Below are 16358 nucleotides of genomic sequence, written 5' to 3'. Positions count from 1 at the left end.
CTAAAACCAGAGCCTTGTTTTTTTTCGGGGGATGACGGAAAAGGCAGGATCGATTCAGGAACCTTTTATCGAGGATTTCCGTTGCTTGCGCATTTTCGAGGAGGCCAGGATGTTTGCAATTCGTAATGCCCTTCTGGGATTGGCCATGACGGCGTCGGTTATCGTGCCGGATGTTGCGCTGGCCGCCATGCCCTTCAGCCCTGCCACGGCCCAGCCGCTGGCAGGCCAGAACGGGGATACCGCGCCCGTCACCGATATTCGCTATGTCTGCGATGCCTATGGCTGCTATGACCGCCCGGACTTTCCGCCGCCACGCGCCTACAGGCCGCCGCCGCCGCCGGATTATTACCGCCCGGCCCCGCCGCCGCCCGGTTATTATCGTCCGGCGCCCCCGCCTCCCGGTCGCGGCTGGCGCCGCCACGTGGAATGGTGCCTGGACCGCTATCGCTCCTATAACCCGGATACCAACCGCTACATCGATGCATATGGGCGTCCGCGCATTTGCCGTTCCCCCTTCGACTGACAGGATCTCAAGGCCCGCCACCAGCGGGCCTTTCAGCTTTCAGGTTTTCCAGCGCGATCCACATGGCCGAGATCGCGCTCCGGATCGATGACGTCGCGAACACGCTGCTTCAACTCCTTGGGTCCGGGAAAGCCCCCATCGCGCTTGCGTTCCCAGATGAGGTCGCCATTCAACCGGATTTCGAAATTTCCCCCGGTTCCGGGAACAAGGCCAACCTCCCCAAGGCTCTCGCCAAAGGTCTGCAACAATTCCTGGGCCATCCAGCCCGCCCGCAAAAGCCAGTTGCACTGTGTGCAATAAACAATCGTGATTTTGGGCTTGTCGCTCATCAGGTGCTTCCTTTCTCAGGTCTGGGATCGTCACGGCATTCATTGAGGCTAGAGCATTTTCAGGAAAAGTGGAAACCGGTTTTCCGTCCGGAAATGCGTAAAAACAAACAGTTAGAGCCTTTCACCGTTTCCGTGAAACAGTGAAAGGCTCTAGTTTGCGCTTTTCGATCTGATTGAATCAGATCACCTCACTGTTTTCGTGACTCAACGAACCGATCTACCGTCTTGTAAAAGATTGTGGTCGAGCAGAAGCGTCCATCGGGAAACAGGGCGTCATCCGGCACCACTCCGGCACGATGCCAGCCCCAGTGGTCATAAAGAGCCTCGGCGGGCTCGCCGGTGGCCGTGTCCAGCACCAGCAGGCGTTTGCCTGCCTGCATGGCCGCCGCTTCCACCGCAGCCATCAATCGGCCCGCCACGCCCTTTCCGCGTGCGGCCCCGTGGACCAGCAGTTTCTTGACATCGGCCCGATGCGGCTGGTTGGGCGGCGTGGACAGGCCGAGTTGCACCGTGCCGACGACCTCATCCCGCAGCCTCGCCACAAGCAGGATGCTCTCGCCGCAGGCCACGGCCCGCTGCACCGTCCGCCAGTAAGCCCCTGCCTCCTCCAGGGTGAAGGGCTGCATGAAGCCGACCGATGCCCCGCCCGTGACGCAATCATGCAGGATCGCGGCAAGCGCCGGCAAATGGCTCTCCAATTCTTCTGCGCCGAGCGTCATGATTTCAATGTCATGTTGCATTGCCAACTCCACCAAGATCGATCACCACTGCATAGCGCGCCACCTGCGCACCGGGATTATGAAAGCGCCGAACATCGGCGACATTCATGTAAAGACAATCTCCGGCCTCCAGGCGAAACAGGTCGTCTGCCACCTGCAACTCCATGCAGCCCTCGAACAGCCAGAGATATTGCCATTGTCCGCGGCCGGGATTGGGCGGCGGGAAGGATACGGTCGCACCGGGCGGAAACTCCACTTCCACAAGGTCCATGCGGGCGCGGCAGTGGCCGGGCGAGACAGCACGGCGCAGATAGCCGCTTTCAGGATCGCGCCACACCGGCTGCTCGGCGCGCCGCGTCAAGGGCGGGGCCTCTCCGGTATCGGCAAAGAACACAGACAGAGACTGGCCGAGTGCCGAGCAAAGGCGTGCCAGCAGCGCGGCCGTCGGGCTTGCCTCGCCCCGCTCGATCCGGGAAATCATCGCGCGACTGACGCCTGACTGTTCAGCCAGCGCCTCCAGCGTCAGCCGCCTGGCCTTTCGCAGCCGCTTCAGCCGAAGGGCGATGTCATGATCAAGCGAATTTTCCATTATAAGATCATTTCATTGATCCTATCGTGGAGTCAAGGCTCCGGAAAGTCACCTTCGCTCAAGGCAAAAGCGCTTTTATCAACAACGCTCTTGAAACTTGCCCCACTCACGGCCTTTTTCCCGTGGCAAGAGAAAGTGTGATTCGCGCCGCCGGTTCGTGGCGCCAGAACCCCAAGGAGACAGACGTGATCGAAATCAGAAAACCGCAAATCGAGGAAATGCGGCCGAAGATTACCGTGATCGGGGTGGGCGGCGGCGGCGGCAATGCCGTCAACAACATGATTACGCAGGGCCTTGAAGGCGTGGACTTCATTGCCGCCAATACCGATGCACAGGCGCTGACCATGTCCAAGGCGCCGCGCCTCATTCAGCTTGGCGCGGAGATGACGCAGGGCCTAGGCGCCGGCTCCATTCCCGAAACCGGCCGCATGGCGGCAGAGGAAAGCCTGCACGAGGTGATGGATCATCTTGCGGGCACCCATATGTGCTTCGTCACCGCGGGCATGGGCGGCGGCACCGGCACGGGTGCGGCCCCCGTTATTGCGCGGGCGGCGCGCGAAGCGGGCATTCTGACGGTTGGCGTTGTCACCAAGCCTTTCAGCTTCGAGGGCCGCCGCCGGATGATGTCGGCGGAAGAGGGCATTGAAAAGCTGCGCGAGGCCGCCGATACGGTTATCGTCATTCCCAACCAGAACCTTTTCCGCATTGCCGATGCCAAGACGACCTTCTCCGACGCTTTCGTCATCGCTGACAAGGTGCTGTTCTCGGGCGTGTCCTGCATCACCGACCTGATCGTCAAGGAAGGCCTCATCAATCTCGATTTCGCCGACGTGAAATCGGTGATGAAGGGCATGGGCCGCGCCATGATGGGAACGGGCGAAGCCACCGGCGACGGCCGCGCCATGAAGGCGGCGGAAGCAGCCATCGCCAACCCGCTCCTGGACGAAGTTTCCATGCGCGGCGCCCGCGGTGTGCTGATCTCCATTTCCGGCGGCATGGACATGACGCTCTTCGAAGTGGACGAGGCTGCGACGCGCATTCGCGATGAAGTCTATGATGAAGCCGACATTGTGGTGGGCGCCATCTTCGACCAGGAACTCGACGGCACTTTCCGCGTCTCGGTCGTCGCCACGGGATTGGGTGAAAACCCGCAAGGGTGATCTTGAGCGAAGCCGCAAGAAATCTCCGAACGGCACGAACACCACGTGCCGTTTTTGCTTTGCAGAGACATGCGTAAGGCAGATATGCAGGGCTCTGCCGCATTTCAGCACGGAAAGAATCGCCTCAGGGACGACACCTTTTCAAACCCGCAAAAAATATCTGATTTCCCGGCAATGAGCGGGGTAGGCGGTCAGTTCCGCTTTTCACGCAGGCGGATCACCACGTCCACATGGGCGATTTCCATGCCTTCCGGCGGCTCCGGCAGGTTGCCGATGGAGATATTGTTGACCGGAATGTCCAGCACCTCGTTCTTGCCTTCCACGAAGAAATGATGGTGGTCGGAGACGTTGGTGTCGAAATAGGTGCGCGAACCTTCCACCGCCAGAACGCGGATCATGCCCGCTTCCGTGAACTGATGAAGGGTATTGTAGACCGTGGCGAGAGAGACTGGAAAATCAGCCTCGAGCGCTTCTTCGTGCAGCTCTTCAACCGTAAGGTGCCGGTCTCCCTTGGCAAAGAGCAGGCTGGCAAGCGCAATTCTCTGCCGTGTCGGGCGAAGACCCGAACGTCTGAGCTTGTCTTCCACATCCCTGCCGGCTTGCGCCATCATTTGCCACGATCTCCGTGCTTACTCTTGAAAACCTGATACCACACAACCGATATATCTGTTGCGCAATCGAGTTTCAATAGGCCCCGAGGGCATATGACCTAGAGAAAGCCTCTGGATTTGATGTTTGAGACCATTTTGCCTCTGGTGATGGCGGTATGGTTCCTGTAATGCGACGAACAGCGCGTGGCGAAAGTGGCGCGCCCGCATTCAGCGGGTGCAGACAGGTTTAAGACTGTCGGCTTCTCTTTGCCGCGATATTGATTTAAGTCTCCTTTACCCACGAGCCTGATGGGGAGAATTGAAAGTTCGATGAGCCAAAGACAGTCCAGCTACAACTACGAGGAAATCCTCACCTGCGCACGCGGCGAGATGTTCGGGCAAGGCAATGCCCAGCTGCCCATGCCGCCCATGCTGATGTTCGATCGCATCACCGAGATTTCCGAAACCGGCGGCCCGCATGACAAGGGCTTCATTCGCGCCGAATTCGACATCAAGCCGGACCTGTGGTTCTTTCCCTGCCACTTCCTCGGCGATCCCGTCATGCCGGGCTGCCTTGGTCTCGACGCCATGTGGCAGCTGACGGGCTTTTTCCTCGGCTGGCTGGGTGAGCCCGGCAAGGGCCGCGCCATCTCCACCGGTGAGGTGAAGTTTACCGGCATGGTCACGCCCTCCACCAAGCTTGTCGAATATGGCATCGATTTCAAGCGCGTCATGCGCGGCCGTCTGGTGCTGGGCATTGCCGATGGCTGGATGAAGGCGGATGGCGAAGTTATTTACAAGGCAAGCGATCTGCGCGTCGGGCTTTTCCAGCAAAAGCCAGAGTAAAACGCTTATTCCAGGTCAGAACAAAGGTCGATTACTATGAGACGGGTTGTCGTAACAGGTCTTGGCATCGTGTCCTCCATTGGCAGCGACGCGGCTGAAGTCACTGAATCGCTGCGTCATGCCAAATCCGGCATCACCGCGTCGCCGGATTTCGCCGAACACGGCTTCAAATGCCAGGTCTGGGGCCGGCCCTCGCTCGACCCGACGGAACTGGTCGATCGCCGCGCCATGCGTTTCCTTTCCGAAGGCGGCGCCTGGAACCACGTGGCCATGAAGCAGGCCATCGCCGATGCCGGACTTGAAGAGAAGGATTATGCCGCCAACGAGCGTGTCGGCATCATCATGGGATCGGGCGGTGCTTCCACAAAGCAGATCGTCGAGGCCGCCGACATCGTGCGCCAGAACAATAGCCCGAAGCGCATTGGCCCCTTTGCCGTACCGAAGGCCATGTCGTCCACGGCGTCCGCCACGCTGGCCACCTGGTTCAAGCTGCACGGCGTCAACTATTCCATCTCGTCGGCCTGCTCCACCTCTGCCCATTGCATCGGCAATGCCGTGGAAATGATCCAGTGGGGCAAGCAGGACATGATGTTTGCAGGCGGTCACGAGGATCTCGACTGGACCATGTCCGACCTCTTCGACGCCATGGGCGCGATGAGCACCAAGTATAACGACACGCCCTCTTCGGCGTCGCGCGCCTATGATGTAAATCGCGACGGCTTCGTGATTGCCGGTGGCGCAGGGGTTCTGGTTCTGGAAGAGCTGGAACATGCCAAGGCGCGCGGGGCGAAAATCTATGCCGAAGTCGTCGGCTATGGCGCGACGTCCGACGGCTATGACATGGTTGCCCCGTCCGGCGAAGGTGCCATCCGCTGTATGCGCCAGGCGCTTTCGACCGTAAAGGGCGACGTGGACTACATCAACACGCATGGCACATCGACGCCCGTTGGCGATAGCAAGGAAATCGGCGCGATCCGCGCGGTTTTCGGCGACAGGATCCCGCATATCCAGTCTACCAAGTCGCTCACGGGTCACTCGCTCGGTGCGGCCGGCGTGCAGGAATCGATCTACGGTCTGCTGATGATGCAGGCGGGCTTTATCGGTGAAAGCGCGCATATCACGGAACTCGATCCCGAATTCGAGGGCGTTCCGGTCGTGCGCAGCCGCATCGACAATGCCAGGATCGATACCGTCCTGTCCAATTCCTTCGGCTTTGGCGGTACGAACGCCACGCTGGTTTTCCAGCGCTACAACGGATAAAATTCCATGGTCGTTTCCATGCAAGGAAAGCGCGGCCTCATCATGGGGGTCGCGAACAATCACTCCATCGCCTGGGGAATTTCAAAGGCCCTTGCCGATGCGGGCGCTGAACTCGCCTTCACCTATCAGGGCGAAGCGCTGGGCAAGCGGGTAAAGCCGCTTGCGGCCGAGGTCGGGTCTGATTTCGTGGTGCCCTGTGACGTCGAGGATCTGGCTTCGGTAGACGCTACCTTTGCTGCGATCAAGGAGCGGTGGGGCTCTCTGGATTTCGTGGTCCACGCCATTGGCTTTTCCGACAAGAACGAGCTGAAGGGCCTTTATGCCGAGACCACGCGGGACAATTTCACCCGTACCATGGTCATTTCCTGCTTCTCGTTCACGGAAATCACCAAGCGCGCGGCAGAGCTGATGAATGACGGCGGCTCGGTGCTGACGCTGACCTATGGCGGCTCCATGCGGGTCATTCCGAATTACAACGTCATGGGTGTCGCCAAGGCTGCGCTCGAATCCTCCATGCGCTATCTCGCAGCCGATTACGGTCCGCGCGGTATCCGGGTCAATGCGATTTCGGCTGGACCGGTGCGGACGCTGGCGGGAGCCGGAATTTCCGATGCCCGCGCCATCTTCACCTGGAACCAGAAGAACGCACCGCTGCGTCGCACGCCGACCATCAGCGACATTGGCGGCTCCGCGCTCTATCTGCTGTCCGACCTTTCGGCAGGCGTGACGGGCGAGGTGCATTACGTCGATGGCGGCTACAACATCACCTCGCTGCCGACGCTCGAGGTCTTGCTGAATTCGGATGCGGACTGACCTCTTCTCGCCCTGAGTGACTCGAACCGTGCCGCGTGGTTTAAGAGCGCATTTCGATCTGATTGAATCAGATCAGCGCTCTAAAACTTTCTTTTTGAAGTATAATCTTGCCGATCCTCGTTTCACTCCGGTCGGATTATGCTCTGGAAATCGCGCGGCATTTCAAGTTTTGTATTGTGGGTTTGAAGCTTTGTCCGCTCTCCGGAAACACGGATGCACGATCGCTGTCCTCCAACAGAATGCGCATCCGTGTTTCACGGGCCAACTGAAGCTTTCACAGACAAGTTAGCGAAACTATTCCGCCACGCAATCCCGGAAAAAGTCCGGGTCTACTGCATAATTTCTGACAGCGTCGTGTGCTTGATAGAATCACGCAAAAGCATGTTCAGTAAACGTGGAGACCGGTTTTTGGTCAGGAATTGCGTAAAAGCAAACGCGATGCGTATCCACCGGACATGTCTGTCTTTACAGGCGGCGGGCTGTGAAGAGTGAAGCTTACTCTCTGTGCTTACTCCGATCGTTCAGACTTTCCCGATAGCGGTTTGCAATTTCTCATCACATGGGATGTATAAGCCGGTAAACCCGCTTTGAATTCCCGGAAAGGATGGCAGATGGACCGCGCTCATGACCCCAGCCAGCTCGAAATGGTGGTGTTGATGACACCTGACATGGCGAATTTCTCCGGGAAGGTTCATGGCGGCGCGCTGTTGAACATATTGGACCGCGTGGCCTATTCCTGCGCCTCCCGATTTTCGCAGCATTACGCCGTAACGCTTTCCGTCGATCAGGTGATGTTCCGGCAGCCGATCCATGTGGGTGAACTTGTCACCTTCCGCGCCAGCGTCAACCATGCCGGACGGACGTCAATGGAAATTGGCATTCGCGTCGAGGCGGAAGATATTCGCACCGGCGCAAGGCGCCACACCAATAGCTGTTATTTCACCATGGTGGCGGTGGATGAGGCGGGCAAGCCCATCGCCGTTCCGGAATTGATTCTGGACACCGCCGCCAAGCAGCGACGCGCCCAGGCAGCGCAGGCAAGACGCGCATTGCGTCAGGAGATCGAAGCGCGCCATGCCGAACTCAAGAGCCCGAGCGCGGCAGACTGAGATCTGCTGCATAATTCCTTAAATCGGAATCGATTTAAGGTGAAAATTATGCAGCAGATTTAAAGTGTTACAGCGTCCTTTGTGCGTTTGATAAAACGCACGGCGCTGTAGAGCAATCGAGGGGCTTTCAGAGCCTGTCCGGTGAAGTGCTTCACGGGACAGGCTCCAAGCTTTTAGGTTCCCGCATTTCCGAACGTGGATCACGCTGACTGGATCGTCATCGCGGCGGATTATACCAAGGCTCGAAGATGCGAACGCATCCTCACCTTGAAGGAATGAATATCTCACCTGCCGCAGAGGCTTGAGTTATTCGAAGGGGGATTACCAGGGGTTATTTTCAATGACCCTTGGTGTTATTCGTCGTTCATCTTCAATGCGGCGATGAAGGCTTCCTGCGGGATCTCCACCTTGCCGAATTGACGCATCCGCTTCTTGCCTTCCTTCTGCTTGTCCAGCAGCTTGCGCTTGCGGGTGGCGTCACCGCCATAGCACTTGGCGGTCACGTCCTTGCGCAGGGCGCGCACGGTTTCGCGCGCAATGACCTTGCCGCCGATGGCCGCCTGGATCGGGATCTGGAACATGTGCGGCGGAATCAGTTCCTTCAGCTTTTCGCACATGCCACGGCCACGGCGGTCGGCTGCGGAGCGGTGAACAAGCATGGACAGCGCATCCACCGGATCGCCGTTGACGAGGATCGACATCTTGACGAGATCGCCCTCGCGGTAATCCATGATGTTGTAGTCGAAGGAGGCATAGCCCTTGGAAATCGACTTCAGGCGGTCATAAAAGTCGAAGACCACCTCGTTGAGCGGCAGCTCATAGGTAATCATCGCGCGATTGCCGACATAGGTCAGTTCCGTCTGGATGCCGCGGCGGTCCTGGCAGAGCTTGAGAATGCCACCGAGATATTCATCCGGCGTCATGATCGTGGCCTTGATCCAGGGCTCGCGGATTTCCTCGATCTTCACCACGTCGGGCATGTCGGCGGGGTTGTGCAGTTCTTTTTCCGTGCCGTCGGTGAGGGTCATCTGATAGACGACGGAGGGCGCGGTGGCGACGAGATCGAGATTGAACTCCCGCTCCAGCCGCTCCTGAATGATTTCCAGATGCAGAAGACCAAGGAAGCCGCAACGGAAGCCGAAGCCGAGCGCGGCAGACGATTCCATCTCGAAGGAGAAGCTGGCGTCGTTGAGGCGCAGCTTGCCCATGGCGGCGCGCAAATCCTCGAAATCGGCGGCATCGACGGGGAACAGGCCGCAGAACACCACGGGCTGGGCAGGCTTGAAGCCGGGCAGCGCCTTTTCCGTCGGGCGCTTGTCATCGGTAATGGTATCGCCGACGCGCGTATCGGCCACTTCCTTGATGGAGGCGGTGATGAAACCGATTTCGCCGGGGCCCAGGCTATCGACATTGACCATTTTCGGCGTGAGAATGCCGACGCGCTCCACACCGTAACGGGCGCCGGTGCCCATCATGCGGATCTGCTGGCCCTTGGACAGCACGCCGTCGATGACGCGCACCAGAACCATGACGCCGAGATAGGTATCGTACCAGCTATCGACGAGAAGGGCCTTCAAGGGGGCTTTCTCATCGCCGGTCTTCGGAGCGGGCAACTTCTGCACGATGGCTTCCAGCACATCCGGGATGCCGAGGCCGGTCTTGGCCGAAATCAGCACCGCGTCCGAGGCATCGATGCCGATGACCTCTTCGATCTGCTCCTTGATCCGGTCCGGTTCGGCGGCGGGCAAATCCACCTTGTTGAGGACCGTCACCAACTCGTGATTGTTGTCGATAGCCTGATAGACATTAGCCAGCGTCTGCGCTTCCACGCCCTGCGAGGCATCCACCACCAGAAGCGAGCCTTCGCAAGCTGAAAGCGAGCGCGACACTTCATAGGCAAAGTCAACATGGCCGGGCGTATCGATGAGGTTCAGCACATAAGTGTCGCCATCATTGGCCTTATAGTGCAGACGCACGGTCTGGGCCTTGATGGTGATGCCGCGCTCGCGCTCGATATCCATGCTATCAAGCACCTGCTCGCTCATCTCACGCTCGGCCAGGCCGCCGCATGTCTGAATCAGGCGATCGGCCAGCGTCGATTTCCCGTGGTCGATATGGGCCACGATGGAAAAATTGCGGATATGGTCAAGCGGCGTGCGATTTTGTGTGCTCATGATTGGGCATATAGAGCATTTCCAGGAAAAGTGTGAAGCGGTTTTCCGTAGGAAAGCGAAAAAAGAAAGCCCGCATTTCCAGGAAAAGTGTGAAGCGGTTTTCCGTGGGAAAGCGAAAAAGGAAAGCCCGCATTTGCGGGCAAACCGTGCAAATATCATTCCGTCTGAAAAGCCGTCAGACGCAAGACAATTGGCTTACCGGCCCACATCGTCACGAGGGTTGATGCCGGGGATCCATTCGCCGGTCACATTGGGCGTGGCCGTGCCGCTGAAGGTCACGCCGTCCTCGGTGGTGCAGCTATAGACGGTGCGCGGCATACCGGAGCCGAGATAGTGAAAATCCCGCGTACCCCTGCCTTGCATAAGCTGTGTCTCGCTGCTGCAATTATAGCTGGATCGCAGCTTTTGCCGGTTGACCTCATCCTGCGAGCGCACGCCCGGCAAGTCCTGATAGGGCGTGGAGGGCACGGCCCAGCTTTTTACCTTCGGTGTGGCGGCGTCCGTTGCGCTTGCGGCAAGCGGCATTCCGGCACCAAGCAGCAGAACGGTCAGGGTCAGGATTGTTTTTTGCATCGTCAATCTCCTCACTCCCATATGGGGATTGAAAAGGTGAAGCGGAAGGGCAGGGCTTATGCGAAAGGCGACACTATGATGCCCGAAGCCTGCGATAGCCGGTCGGCTGATCGTAAAGCCAGCCTATGCGGCTAACGGCGTCTTCAAAACCCTCGCGGGCGACCGTCATGGTGTGGCCATTGGCATGAAGAATGGTGTCCTCATCTTCCATGATCGCCACATGACCCTTCCAGAATACAAGGTCTCCCCGGCAAAGAGCCTCGCGGGCGATGGGCTCTCCGAGGCTCGCATATTGCATGTCGGTGTCGCGTGGCGCGTGTTTGCCGGTCATCAGCAGACAAAGCTGGACGAGGCCGGAACAATCGATGCCAAAGCCGGAACGCCCGCCCCAGAGATAAGGCGTTTCCAGAAACCGTGCGGCAAGCGCCACGAAATCGGTTTCCACCGGCTGGTCCACTGGCTGGCAATGGGCGGCAATGACGAATGAGCCATCGGATAGCGCAAAATAGCGCGTGCCGCGCGTTTCTGCCTCGCCGACCACGGCAAAACGGCTGCCCATGGAGATTGCAGTGGAATTGGGAAAGCGAAGATCCGGCCCGGTATAAAGAAAACTGCGCGGCACGGCGAGAATATGGGTGGGGGCGCTTTCCGCCGCCAGTGGGGCCGCCGCCAGTGGGGCCGCCGAAATTGTGGCCTCCGGCACATAGCCGACATAGCCGTCCGATGCTGCCTTGACCCAGGCCCAGCCATCGGCGCGGTCAAGCACCGTCACAGCCTCCCCCATCAGGATTTCGGTATCGATCCCGGCATCGCGGTCTGGCCGGCGGCGCAGGGGTGTTACGGGCGCAGCCATCCGCGCCGCCGTTCCCGCCGTGAATTGCTTGGCCTCGACCAGACCCTCAAGGGCACATTCGGCAAGGTCCGGGCGAAAGGCATTCAGCCGCCGGTCTAGGGTTATCGTCATCTCAGCCTCTCATCATCCGGGCCTGCTGGATAATCAGATCGCCCAGCTTTTCAAGATATAATGCACCGGCAACCGTGCGCTTGACCAGTACATTGCGGCGATCCAGATCGTCACGAACCCGGTCCACCAGCCCCATCTCGCCCATGGTGTTGAGGGCGCGGGTAATGACCGGCTTGGTGACGTTCAGCGTGCCCGCAAGGCCGCGCACCGTATGCGGTGGTGGCACGAGGTAAACATGCAGCAGAATAGCGAGCTGGCGCAGCGTCAGGTCGCGTGCATCGTCCTTGACCTGCAACAGCGTCACATGGTGCCATAGCCCAAGTGCTGCCGTAGGGGTGGGATCAAGAGGCATGATCTGACCGGATCATCGCAACGCTTTCGTCGTTTCGTATCCGTTTCATAGTGACCCACGCAAGGCCGCGGCGCAAGGGTTTTGCGCAGCAGCAAGCAAGCGGCAATATCAAGGGTTATTGAACATGACCCTTGGTATAAGAGGCCCGCATCATCAACCGGCGCGCTCGGCCTCGACGGTAATGCTCACATCGATCAGCTTCGACACCCATTCGGCGGCGGGGTCGGAGAACATGCCCAGATTGAGCGCCTCTCGCGAAAGCTGGAGCCTGCCTTCCATATGCGCCTTCCCACCGGTCATGCGCAAACTGAACGGCAGCAGCACCGGCACGGGCTTGTTCTTCACGCTCAGCGTTCCCTCGGCCTCATAGCGGTCCTGACCGAGGGAGCGAATGGCAGTGGTGGTGAAGACCGCATCCGGGAAGCGGGCGGAATTGAACCATTCGCCATTTTTGAGAGAACCTTCCTGCGTCGGATCGCCCGTCCTGGCCGAGAGGGTCTTCACCGTCACCGTAGCGCCGGAGGCATCGAGGCGGGCGGGGTCGAAATGGATTTCAGCGCTCCAGTCGTCGAAGCGGCCGGTAAAGGCCTTGCCTGCATGAGTGCCGCTGAAACCGATGCTGGATTGCGCCTTGACCACGGTCCAGAGCGGAGCGGTCGCCGAAGCATGAGAGGCAGAAACCGGCGTTGCCGGTGCATTGACGGGAGCGTCCGTGGTGGCAGGCGCCAATGCTTCGCTTTCAAGCAGCGACAGGGGGCCGGGACGATTGCTCAGGCCGCCGGCAAGCCCCAGACAGAGAATGGCGGCGAAACCGGCAATGACCGCAGGGCGGCCGTGCTGACCAGCGCTGCTGGCTATCATTTTTTGCCGCAGCAATGGCAGCATCTGCGCCAGCACACCGTCGCGCTCGATGAAATGATGCTTGAGCGCGGCACCGGCATGAAGACAGATCAGCACCGTCCCGCCATAGGCCATCCAGGCATGGGCGCCCATGGCGCCAAAGGCCACGGCGCGATTGCCCTCAAGGCCGGGCAGGTGCGGAATGGTGAAGAGGCCAAACCAGGATGTGGCGACCTCCAGAGGCTTGTCGGTGGCAATTGCCCAGCCTGAGGAGACATAAAGCCAGCCCGTCAGCGGCAAGGCCAGCATGAAGGCATAAAAGGCCATATGCGTGGCATGGGCCAGAAAGCGTTCCCATGGTTTCATGCCGTCGGGCATGGGCGGTGGACGGTGGGTAAGCCGCCACAGGATGCGCAGCAGTGTCAGCGCCAGAATTGCGAAGCCGATGGATTTGTGCAGCTGGAAAAGCTGGTAGGCAAGCTGCTGGCTTTCAGGGCGGGAAATGGCCCGGACCATCCACCATCCCATCGGGATCATGGAAACGATCAGGAGCGCAATGGTCCAGTGCAGGGCAATGGCCACCAGGCTGTAGCGGGTGGCGCGGTCCGGACGGGAAAGTGCGGGGCGATGCTGCATGTTCATGATCGGGCCTTCCGGGGCAGCGTTTCAGGTGGGGGCATTGCGGCAGGAACGACTGCGCGCCCCCGAAACGGGAGTGCTTCGGGGGCGCGCGCTCAAGCCGCCGCATTTTTCAAGGGAGTAGAAAATGCAACTGCATTCGCAATGAAGAAGAAGAGCGGAAGAAATTGCCGCCGCTTCCCTTTTCGAGTGGCTCGGTCAGGATATTACTTGGCCTGCGGATCCTGAATGAATTCACCGTCGAAGCGGATCGTGACATCCTTTCCGACAAAGCCCACCGGCTGACCGAAGGTGGTCCGGTCGAAGGTTCCTTCGGCTGCGAAGGCCACGGCCGGCACGCCGGCGAAGGGGTGGCTGTCCAGCGCGCCTTCCAGCTTTGCCTTCAGTGTGACGGGCTTGGTGACACCCAGAAAGGTCAGGTCGCCCGTGACATCGGCGGTGTTGTCGCCGGTGCGCTTCACGGACGTGGAGGTGAAGGTGATCTTGGGAAATTTGTCGCTATTCAGCATTTTTTCGTTGCGGCTGATTTCCTCGGGCCAGCTGGCATAGGGCGAATTGGCATGGCTGCCCTTGTAGTCAGCCGGATAAGGCACATCGACGGAGGTCGGATCGATGCTGACCTCGATCTTCGAGCTTTCAATGCGGGCGGGGTCGAGCTTCAAGGTGGCCTCGACCTTGCCGAAGCGGGCCGTGTAATTCGATATGCCATTATGCCGGACCGACCACAAAAGGGCGGTATGCGTCGGATCCAGCTTGTAAACGCCTGCGGCGGCCTTGGCATCCTCGGCCATGGCGGCAGAAGGTAATGTCAATCCGCAAACGCCAACAAGGGCGGCGCAGGAGAGGACAATATTTCGAATATTACGCATAAATATATCGCTCCAATTGCTGTTGCTCGAAATAGATTGGAAATGAAAAGCTCACTGTAAACTGAAGAAAAATTGAACGGGAACCCCTCGCGGCGTCGAAGGTGAAACGATTGATAATTATAACATTTATAGTGGTCTTGAAATTGACGCGCGCAAAAGGAGAATGGTCAGAATTTCTATTATTCAATGTCTTCTCATCTACCCTGCATTATAAGGGTTTTGCGCCATGCTCCGGCAACCGGAGCCGTATGCGAAGCCGGCTATAGTCCCGGAGGCGGTTGCAAGCCGGATGCTGCGCCGCACCGCGGAGAGACCACTGTCAATAATCAGAGAACAGACTGTCAAAGCCGGTTTCGAAGCCGCACCCCTTGGAAATGCCGTTCTGCCCCACCAAGGAAAAAGGCGGCTCCAGACATTTGGAACCGCCTCTCATTTTCATCGGCTGACGCAGCACGGGCATTTTCGAACGGAAAACCGGCAACCACTTTTCCTGGAAATGCATTTCCTTCACGCATTTCCGGACGGAAAACCGGCGGCCACTTTTCCTGAAAATGCATTTCCTTCACGCATTTCCGGACGGAAAACCGGCGGCCACTTTTCCTGAAAATGCTTTTACCCCAAATTCGAAATATGCCGGTAAAGGGCGCGGATGGCCTGGGCCTCGCCACCGACCGGGGCGTGCGGACGCTCCTGCGATGACCAGCCGAAAATATCGAAATGCGCCCAGTTGGTGGTATTGGTCACGAAGCGCTTGAGGAACAGCGCTGCCGTGATCGCCCCCGCCATGCCGCCGGATGGGGCGTTGGTGAGGTCGGCAATCTGGGTTTTCAGCATTTTTTCATAGCCAGCGAACAAAGGCAGCCGCCAGACCGGGTCGTCGGTTTCAAGGCTTGCCTCGGAAATCTCGTAGGCCAGTTCGTCGTCATTGCTGAAGAAGGCGGGCAGATCCGGGCCAAGCGCCACGCGCGCCGCCCCGGTCAATGTGGCCATGTCGATGAGGAGGTCCGGCTGGTCTTCGTCGGCATAGGTCAGGGCATCGGCCAGAATCAGGCGTCCCTCCGCATCGGTATTGTCGATCTGCACCGTCAGCCCCTTGCGGCTGGGGTAAATGTCACCGGGACGGAAAGCATTGCCAGCGATGGAATTCTCCACCGTGGGGATGATGACCCGCAGATCCACCTTCAGCTTGGCGTCCATGATCATCAGCGCAAGCCCCATGACATTGGCGGCGCCCCCCATGTCCTTTTTCATCAGCGCCATGGAGGAAGATGGCTTGATGTCCAGTCCGCCGGTATCGAAGCACACGCCCTTGCCGACCAGCGTTACCTTTTTATGGCCTTTCTTGCCCCAGCGCAGCTCCATCAGGCGCGGCGCCTGGCTGCTGGCGCGGCCAACCGTATGCACGAGCGGGAAATTATGGGTCAACAGGTTTTCGCCCGTTATGACCGAGACCTCTGCCTTGTAGTGGTCGGCCAGCGCCCGGAAGGCCTTTTCCAGATTGTCCGGTCCCATGTCGTTGGTCGGGGTGTTGATGAGGTCGCGGGCCAGAAAAACCCCGGCCAGTTGCCGCTTCATCTCGTTTGCATCGGCATCAGCGGGAATGAGCAGGCGAGGCATGTCGCCCTTGTCGCTCTTGTAACGGTCGAACCGATAACTTCCCAGACCAAAGCCCAGGATGAGACGGTTGGCCGTCAGCGGCGCCGTCTCAATGTGCCAGTCGCCCGCGGGCAGGCTGCGGGCAAGCTTGCCCGTCAGGAAGGGATTTTCCGCCGGATGCGCGCCAAGCCCGAAAAGCGCACCGCCAAGATGGCCGTCGCTGGTGGGGATGAGCAGCATCGATCCGGTTTCGGCCTTGTATCCCGCCTTGCGCGCCCAATCCAGCGCGACGGGATCGATGGTGGCCGTTTCGATATGGGCAGGCGTTACGGCAAAGATAGGCAGGCTCTTGCCGCCCTTGGTGAAAAAGGGAGAGGATCTCTGGAAATATTCATACTGCGCCATGATCGTCT

At 59.1% G+C, this 16358-nt stretch carries 17 protein-coding genes; 6 read left to right on the top strand and 11 right to left on the bottom strand.

Annotated features, from left to right (window positions below; translation table 11 throughout):
• Positions 1–109: 109 nt before the first annotated feature.
• On the top strand, positions 110–523 hold the full coding sequence (locus T424_RS20765) for a BA14K family protein (RefSeq protein ID WP_037067429.1): 414 nt from the start codon (positions 110–112) through the stop codon (positions 521–523).
• 32 nt (positions 524–555) lie between these two features.
• Here the strand turns inward: T424_RS20765 and T424_RS0110755 are convergent, their stop codons facing one another.
• The 3 genes from T424_RS0110755 to T424_RS0110745 form a co-directional block, all read right to left on the bottom strand.
• Entirely contained in the window at positions 556–852 is a 297-nt protein-coding gene (locus T424_RS0110755; protein WP_027487735.1) for a SelT/SelW/SelH family protein, read from the bottom strand.
• 188 nt (positions 853–1040) lie between these two features.
• Complete coding sequence (locus tag T424_RS0110750; protein WP_037067397.1) at positions 1041–1592, bottom strand: GNAT family N-acetyltransferase; 552 nt, start codon at positions 1590–1592, stop codon at positions 1041–1043.
• Positions 1582–2160 carry a helix-turn-helix domain-containing protein gene (locus T424_RS0110745; protein ID WP_027487733.1) on the bottom strand — a complete coding sequence of 193 codons (579 nt, stop codon included), beginning with the start codon at positions 2158–2160 and terminating at the stop codon, positions 1582–1584. The genes T424_RS0110750 and T424_RS0110745 overlap by 11 nt, the downstream gene beginning before the upstream one ends.
• 185 nt (positions 2161–2345) lie before the next feature.
• Between T424_RS0110745 and ftsZ the strand changes: the two genes are divergently transcribed.
• Complete coding sequence (gene ftsZ / locus T424_RS20760) at positions 2346–3320, top strand: cell division protein FtsZ (RefSeq protein ID WP_051558933.1); 975 nt, start codon at positions 2346–2348, stop codon at positions 3318–3320.
• A 191-nt stretch (positions 3321–3511) separates the two neighbouring features.
• On the opposite strand, the gene irrA is transcribed toward ftsZ, so the two are convergent.
• Positions 3512–3931, bottom strand: a complete 420-nt coding sequence (gene irrA, locus T424_RS0110735) for an iron response transcriptional regulator IrrA (RefSeq protein WP_027487732.1) — start codon at positions 3929–3931, stop codon at positions 3512–3514.
• A gap of 309 nt (positions 3932–4240) precedes the next feature.
• On the opposite strand from irrA, the gene fabA reads away from it, so the two are divergent.
• The 4 genes from fabA (at position 4241) to T424_RS0110715 (ending at position 7938) form a co-directional block, all read left to right on the top strand.
• Positions 4241–4756, top strand: coding sequence for a 3-hydroxyacyl-[acyl-carrier-protein] dehydratase FabA (fabA, locus tag T424_RS0110730; protein ID WP_027487731.1), 516 nt, complete (start codon positions 4241–4243; stop codon positions 4754–4756).
• A 36-nt stretch (positions 4757–4792) separates the two neighbouring features.
• A complete protein-coding gene (gene fabB, locus T424_RS0110725) occupies positions 4793–6016 on the top strand; it encodes a beta-ketoacyl-ACP synthase I (protein WP_027487730.1) in 1224 nt (407 codons plus the stop codon).
• Between the two features lie 6 nt (positions 6017–6022).
• The gene (gene fabI / locus T424_RS0110720; RefSeq protein WP_027487729.1) at positions 6023–6829 is read left to right on the top strand and encodes an enoyl-ACP reductase FabI; all 807 of its coding nucleotides are present in this window, start codon (positions 6023–6025) and stop codon (positions 6827–6829) included.
• Between the two features lie 611 nt (positions 6830–7440).
• Complete coding sequence (locus tag T424_RS0110715) at positions 7441–7938, top strand: acyl-CoA thioesterase (RefSeq protein WP_027487728.1); 498 nt, start codon at positions 7441–7443, stop codon at positions 7936–7938.
• 353 nt (positions 7939–8291) lie between these two features.
• Here T424_RS0110715 and lepA read toward each other — a convergent pair whose 3' ends face one another.
• From lepA to T424_RS0110665, 7 genes are all read right to left on the bottom strand, one after another.
• The gene (gene lepA / locus T424_RS0110710) at positions 8292–10112 is read right to left on the bottom strand and encodes a translation elongation factor 4 (RefSeq protein WP_027487727.1); all 1821 of its coding nucleotides are present in this window, start codon (positions 10110–10112) and stop codon (positions 8292–8294) included.
• 195 nt (positions 10113–10307) lie between these two features.
• Positions 10308–10685 carry a hypothetical protein gene (locus tag T424_RS20755; RefSeq protein ID WP_037067395.1) on the bottom strand — a complete coding sequence of 126 codons (378 nt, stop codon included), beginning with the start codon at positions 10683–10685 and terminating at the stop codon, positions 10308–10310.
• Between the two features lie 73 nt (positions 10686–10758).
• Positions 10759–11649, bottom strand: coding sequence for a C40 family peptidase (locus tag T424_RS0110695; RefSeq protein ID WP_027487726.1), 891 nt, complete (start codon positions 11647–11649; stop codon positions 10759–10761).
• Between the two features lies 1 nt (position 11650).
• Positions 11651–12001 (bottom strand): MarR family transcriptional regulator, encoded by a 351-nt coding sequence (locus T424_RS0110690; protein WP_027487725.1) that lies wholly within the window; start codon positions 11999–12001, stop codon positions 11651–11653.
• A gap of 153 nt (positions 12002–12154) precedes the next feature.
• A complete protein-coding gene (locus T424_RS0110685) occupies positions 12155–13483 on the bottom strand; it encodes a cytochrome b/b6 domain-containing protein (RefSeq protein WP_027487724.1) in 1329 nt (442 codons plus the stop codon).
• Positions 13484–13686: 203 nt separating this feature from the next.
• Complete coding sequence (locus T424_RS0110680) at positions 13687–14349, bottom strand: YceI family protein (protein ID WP_027487723.1); 663 nt, start codon at positions 14347–14349, stop codon at positions 13687–13689.
• Positions 14350–14961: 612 nt separating this feature from the next.
• Positions 14962–16350: a leucyl aminopeptidase family protein gene (locus tag T424_RS0110665; RefSeq protein ID WP_027487721.1), complete on the bottom strand. Its 1389-nt coding sequence runs from the start codon at positions 16348–16350 to the stop codon at positions 14962–14964.
• Positions 16351–16358 lie beyond the last annotated feature (8 nt).

Origin of the sequence: Allorhizobium undicola ORS 992 = ATCC 700741, assembly GCF_000621665.1 — a bacterium.
GTDB classification, from domain to species: domain Bacteria; phylum Pseudomonadota; class Alphaproteobacteria; order Rhizobiales; family Rhizobiaceae; genus Allorhizobium; species Allorhizobium undicola.
Note: the sequence above shows the minus strand (reverse complement) of the source record. Positions and strands in the feature narration are given on the sequence as shown.

What these genes read in the sequence shown, in the direction of transcription:
- T424_RS0110715 (WP_027487728.1), top strand. Translation starts at nt 7,441, where the DNA reads ATGGACCGCGCTCATGACCCCAGCCAGCTCGAAATGGTGGTGTTGATG.
- lepA (WP_027487727.1), bottom strand. Translation starts at nt 10,112, where the DNA reads ATGAGCACACAAAATCGCACGCCGCTTGACCATATCCGCAATTTTTCC.
- T424_RS0110680 (WP_027487723.1), bottom strand. Translation starts at nt 14,349, where the DNA reads ATGCGTAATATTCGAAATATTGTCCTCTCCTGCGCCGCCCTTGTTGGC.
- T424_RS0110690 (WP_027487725.1), bottom strand. Translation starts at nt 12,001, where the DNA reads ATGCCTCTTGATCCCACCCCTACGGCAGCACTTGGGCTATGGCACCAT.
- T424_RS0110695 (WP_027487726.1), bottom strand. Translation starts at nt 11,649, where the DNA reads ATGACGATAACCCTAGACCGGCGGCTGAATGCCTTTCGCCCGGACCTT.
- T424_RS20765 (WP_037067429.1), top strand. Translation starts at nt 110, where the DNA reads ATGTTTGCAATTCGTAATGCCCTTCTGGGATTGGCCATGACGGCGTCG.
- fabB (WP_027487730.1), top strand. Translation starts at nt 4,793, where the DNA reads ATGAGACGGGTTGTCGTAACAGGTCTTGGCATCGTGTCCTCCATTGGC.
- T424_RS0110665 (WP_027487721.1), bottom strand. Translation starts at nt 16,350, where the DNA reads ATGGCGCAGTATGAATATTTCCAGAGATCCTCTCCCTTTTTCACCAAG.
- irrA (WP_027487732.1), bottom strand. Translation starts at nt 3,931, where the DNA reads ATGATGGCGCAAGCCGGCAGGGATGTGGAAGACAAGCTCAGACGTTCG.
- T424_RS0110750 (WP_037067397.1), bottom strand. Translation starts at nt 1,592, where the DNA reads ATGCAACATGACATTGAAATCATGACGCTCGGCGCAGAAGAATTGGAG.
- T424_RS0110745 (WP_027487733.1), bottom strand. Translation starts at nt 2,160, where the DNA reads ATGGAAAATTCGCTTGATCATGACATCGCCCTTCGGCTGAAGCGGCTG.
- fabA (WP_027487731.1), top strand. Translation starts at nt 4,241, where the DNA reads ATGAGCCAAAGACAGTCCAGCTACAACTACGAGGAAATCCTCACCTGC.
- fabI (WP_027487729.1), top strand. Translation starts at nt 6,023, where the DNA reads ATGGTCGTTTCCATGCAAGGAAAGCGCGGCCTCATCATGGGGGTCGCG.
- T424_RS0110685 (WP_027487724.1), bottom strand. Translation starts at nt 13,483, where the DNA reads ATGAACATGCAGCATCGCCCCGCACTTTCCCGTCCGGACCGCGCCACC.
- T424_RS20755 (WP_037067395.1), bottom strand. Translation starts at nt 10,685, where the DNA reads ATGCAAAAAACAATCCTGACCCTGACCGTTCTGCTGCTTGGTGCCGGA.
- T424_RS0110755 (WP_027487735.1), bottom strand. Translation starts at nt 852, where the DNA reads ATGAGCGACAAGCCCAAAATCACGATTGTTTATTGCACACAGTGCAAC.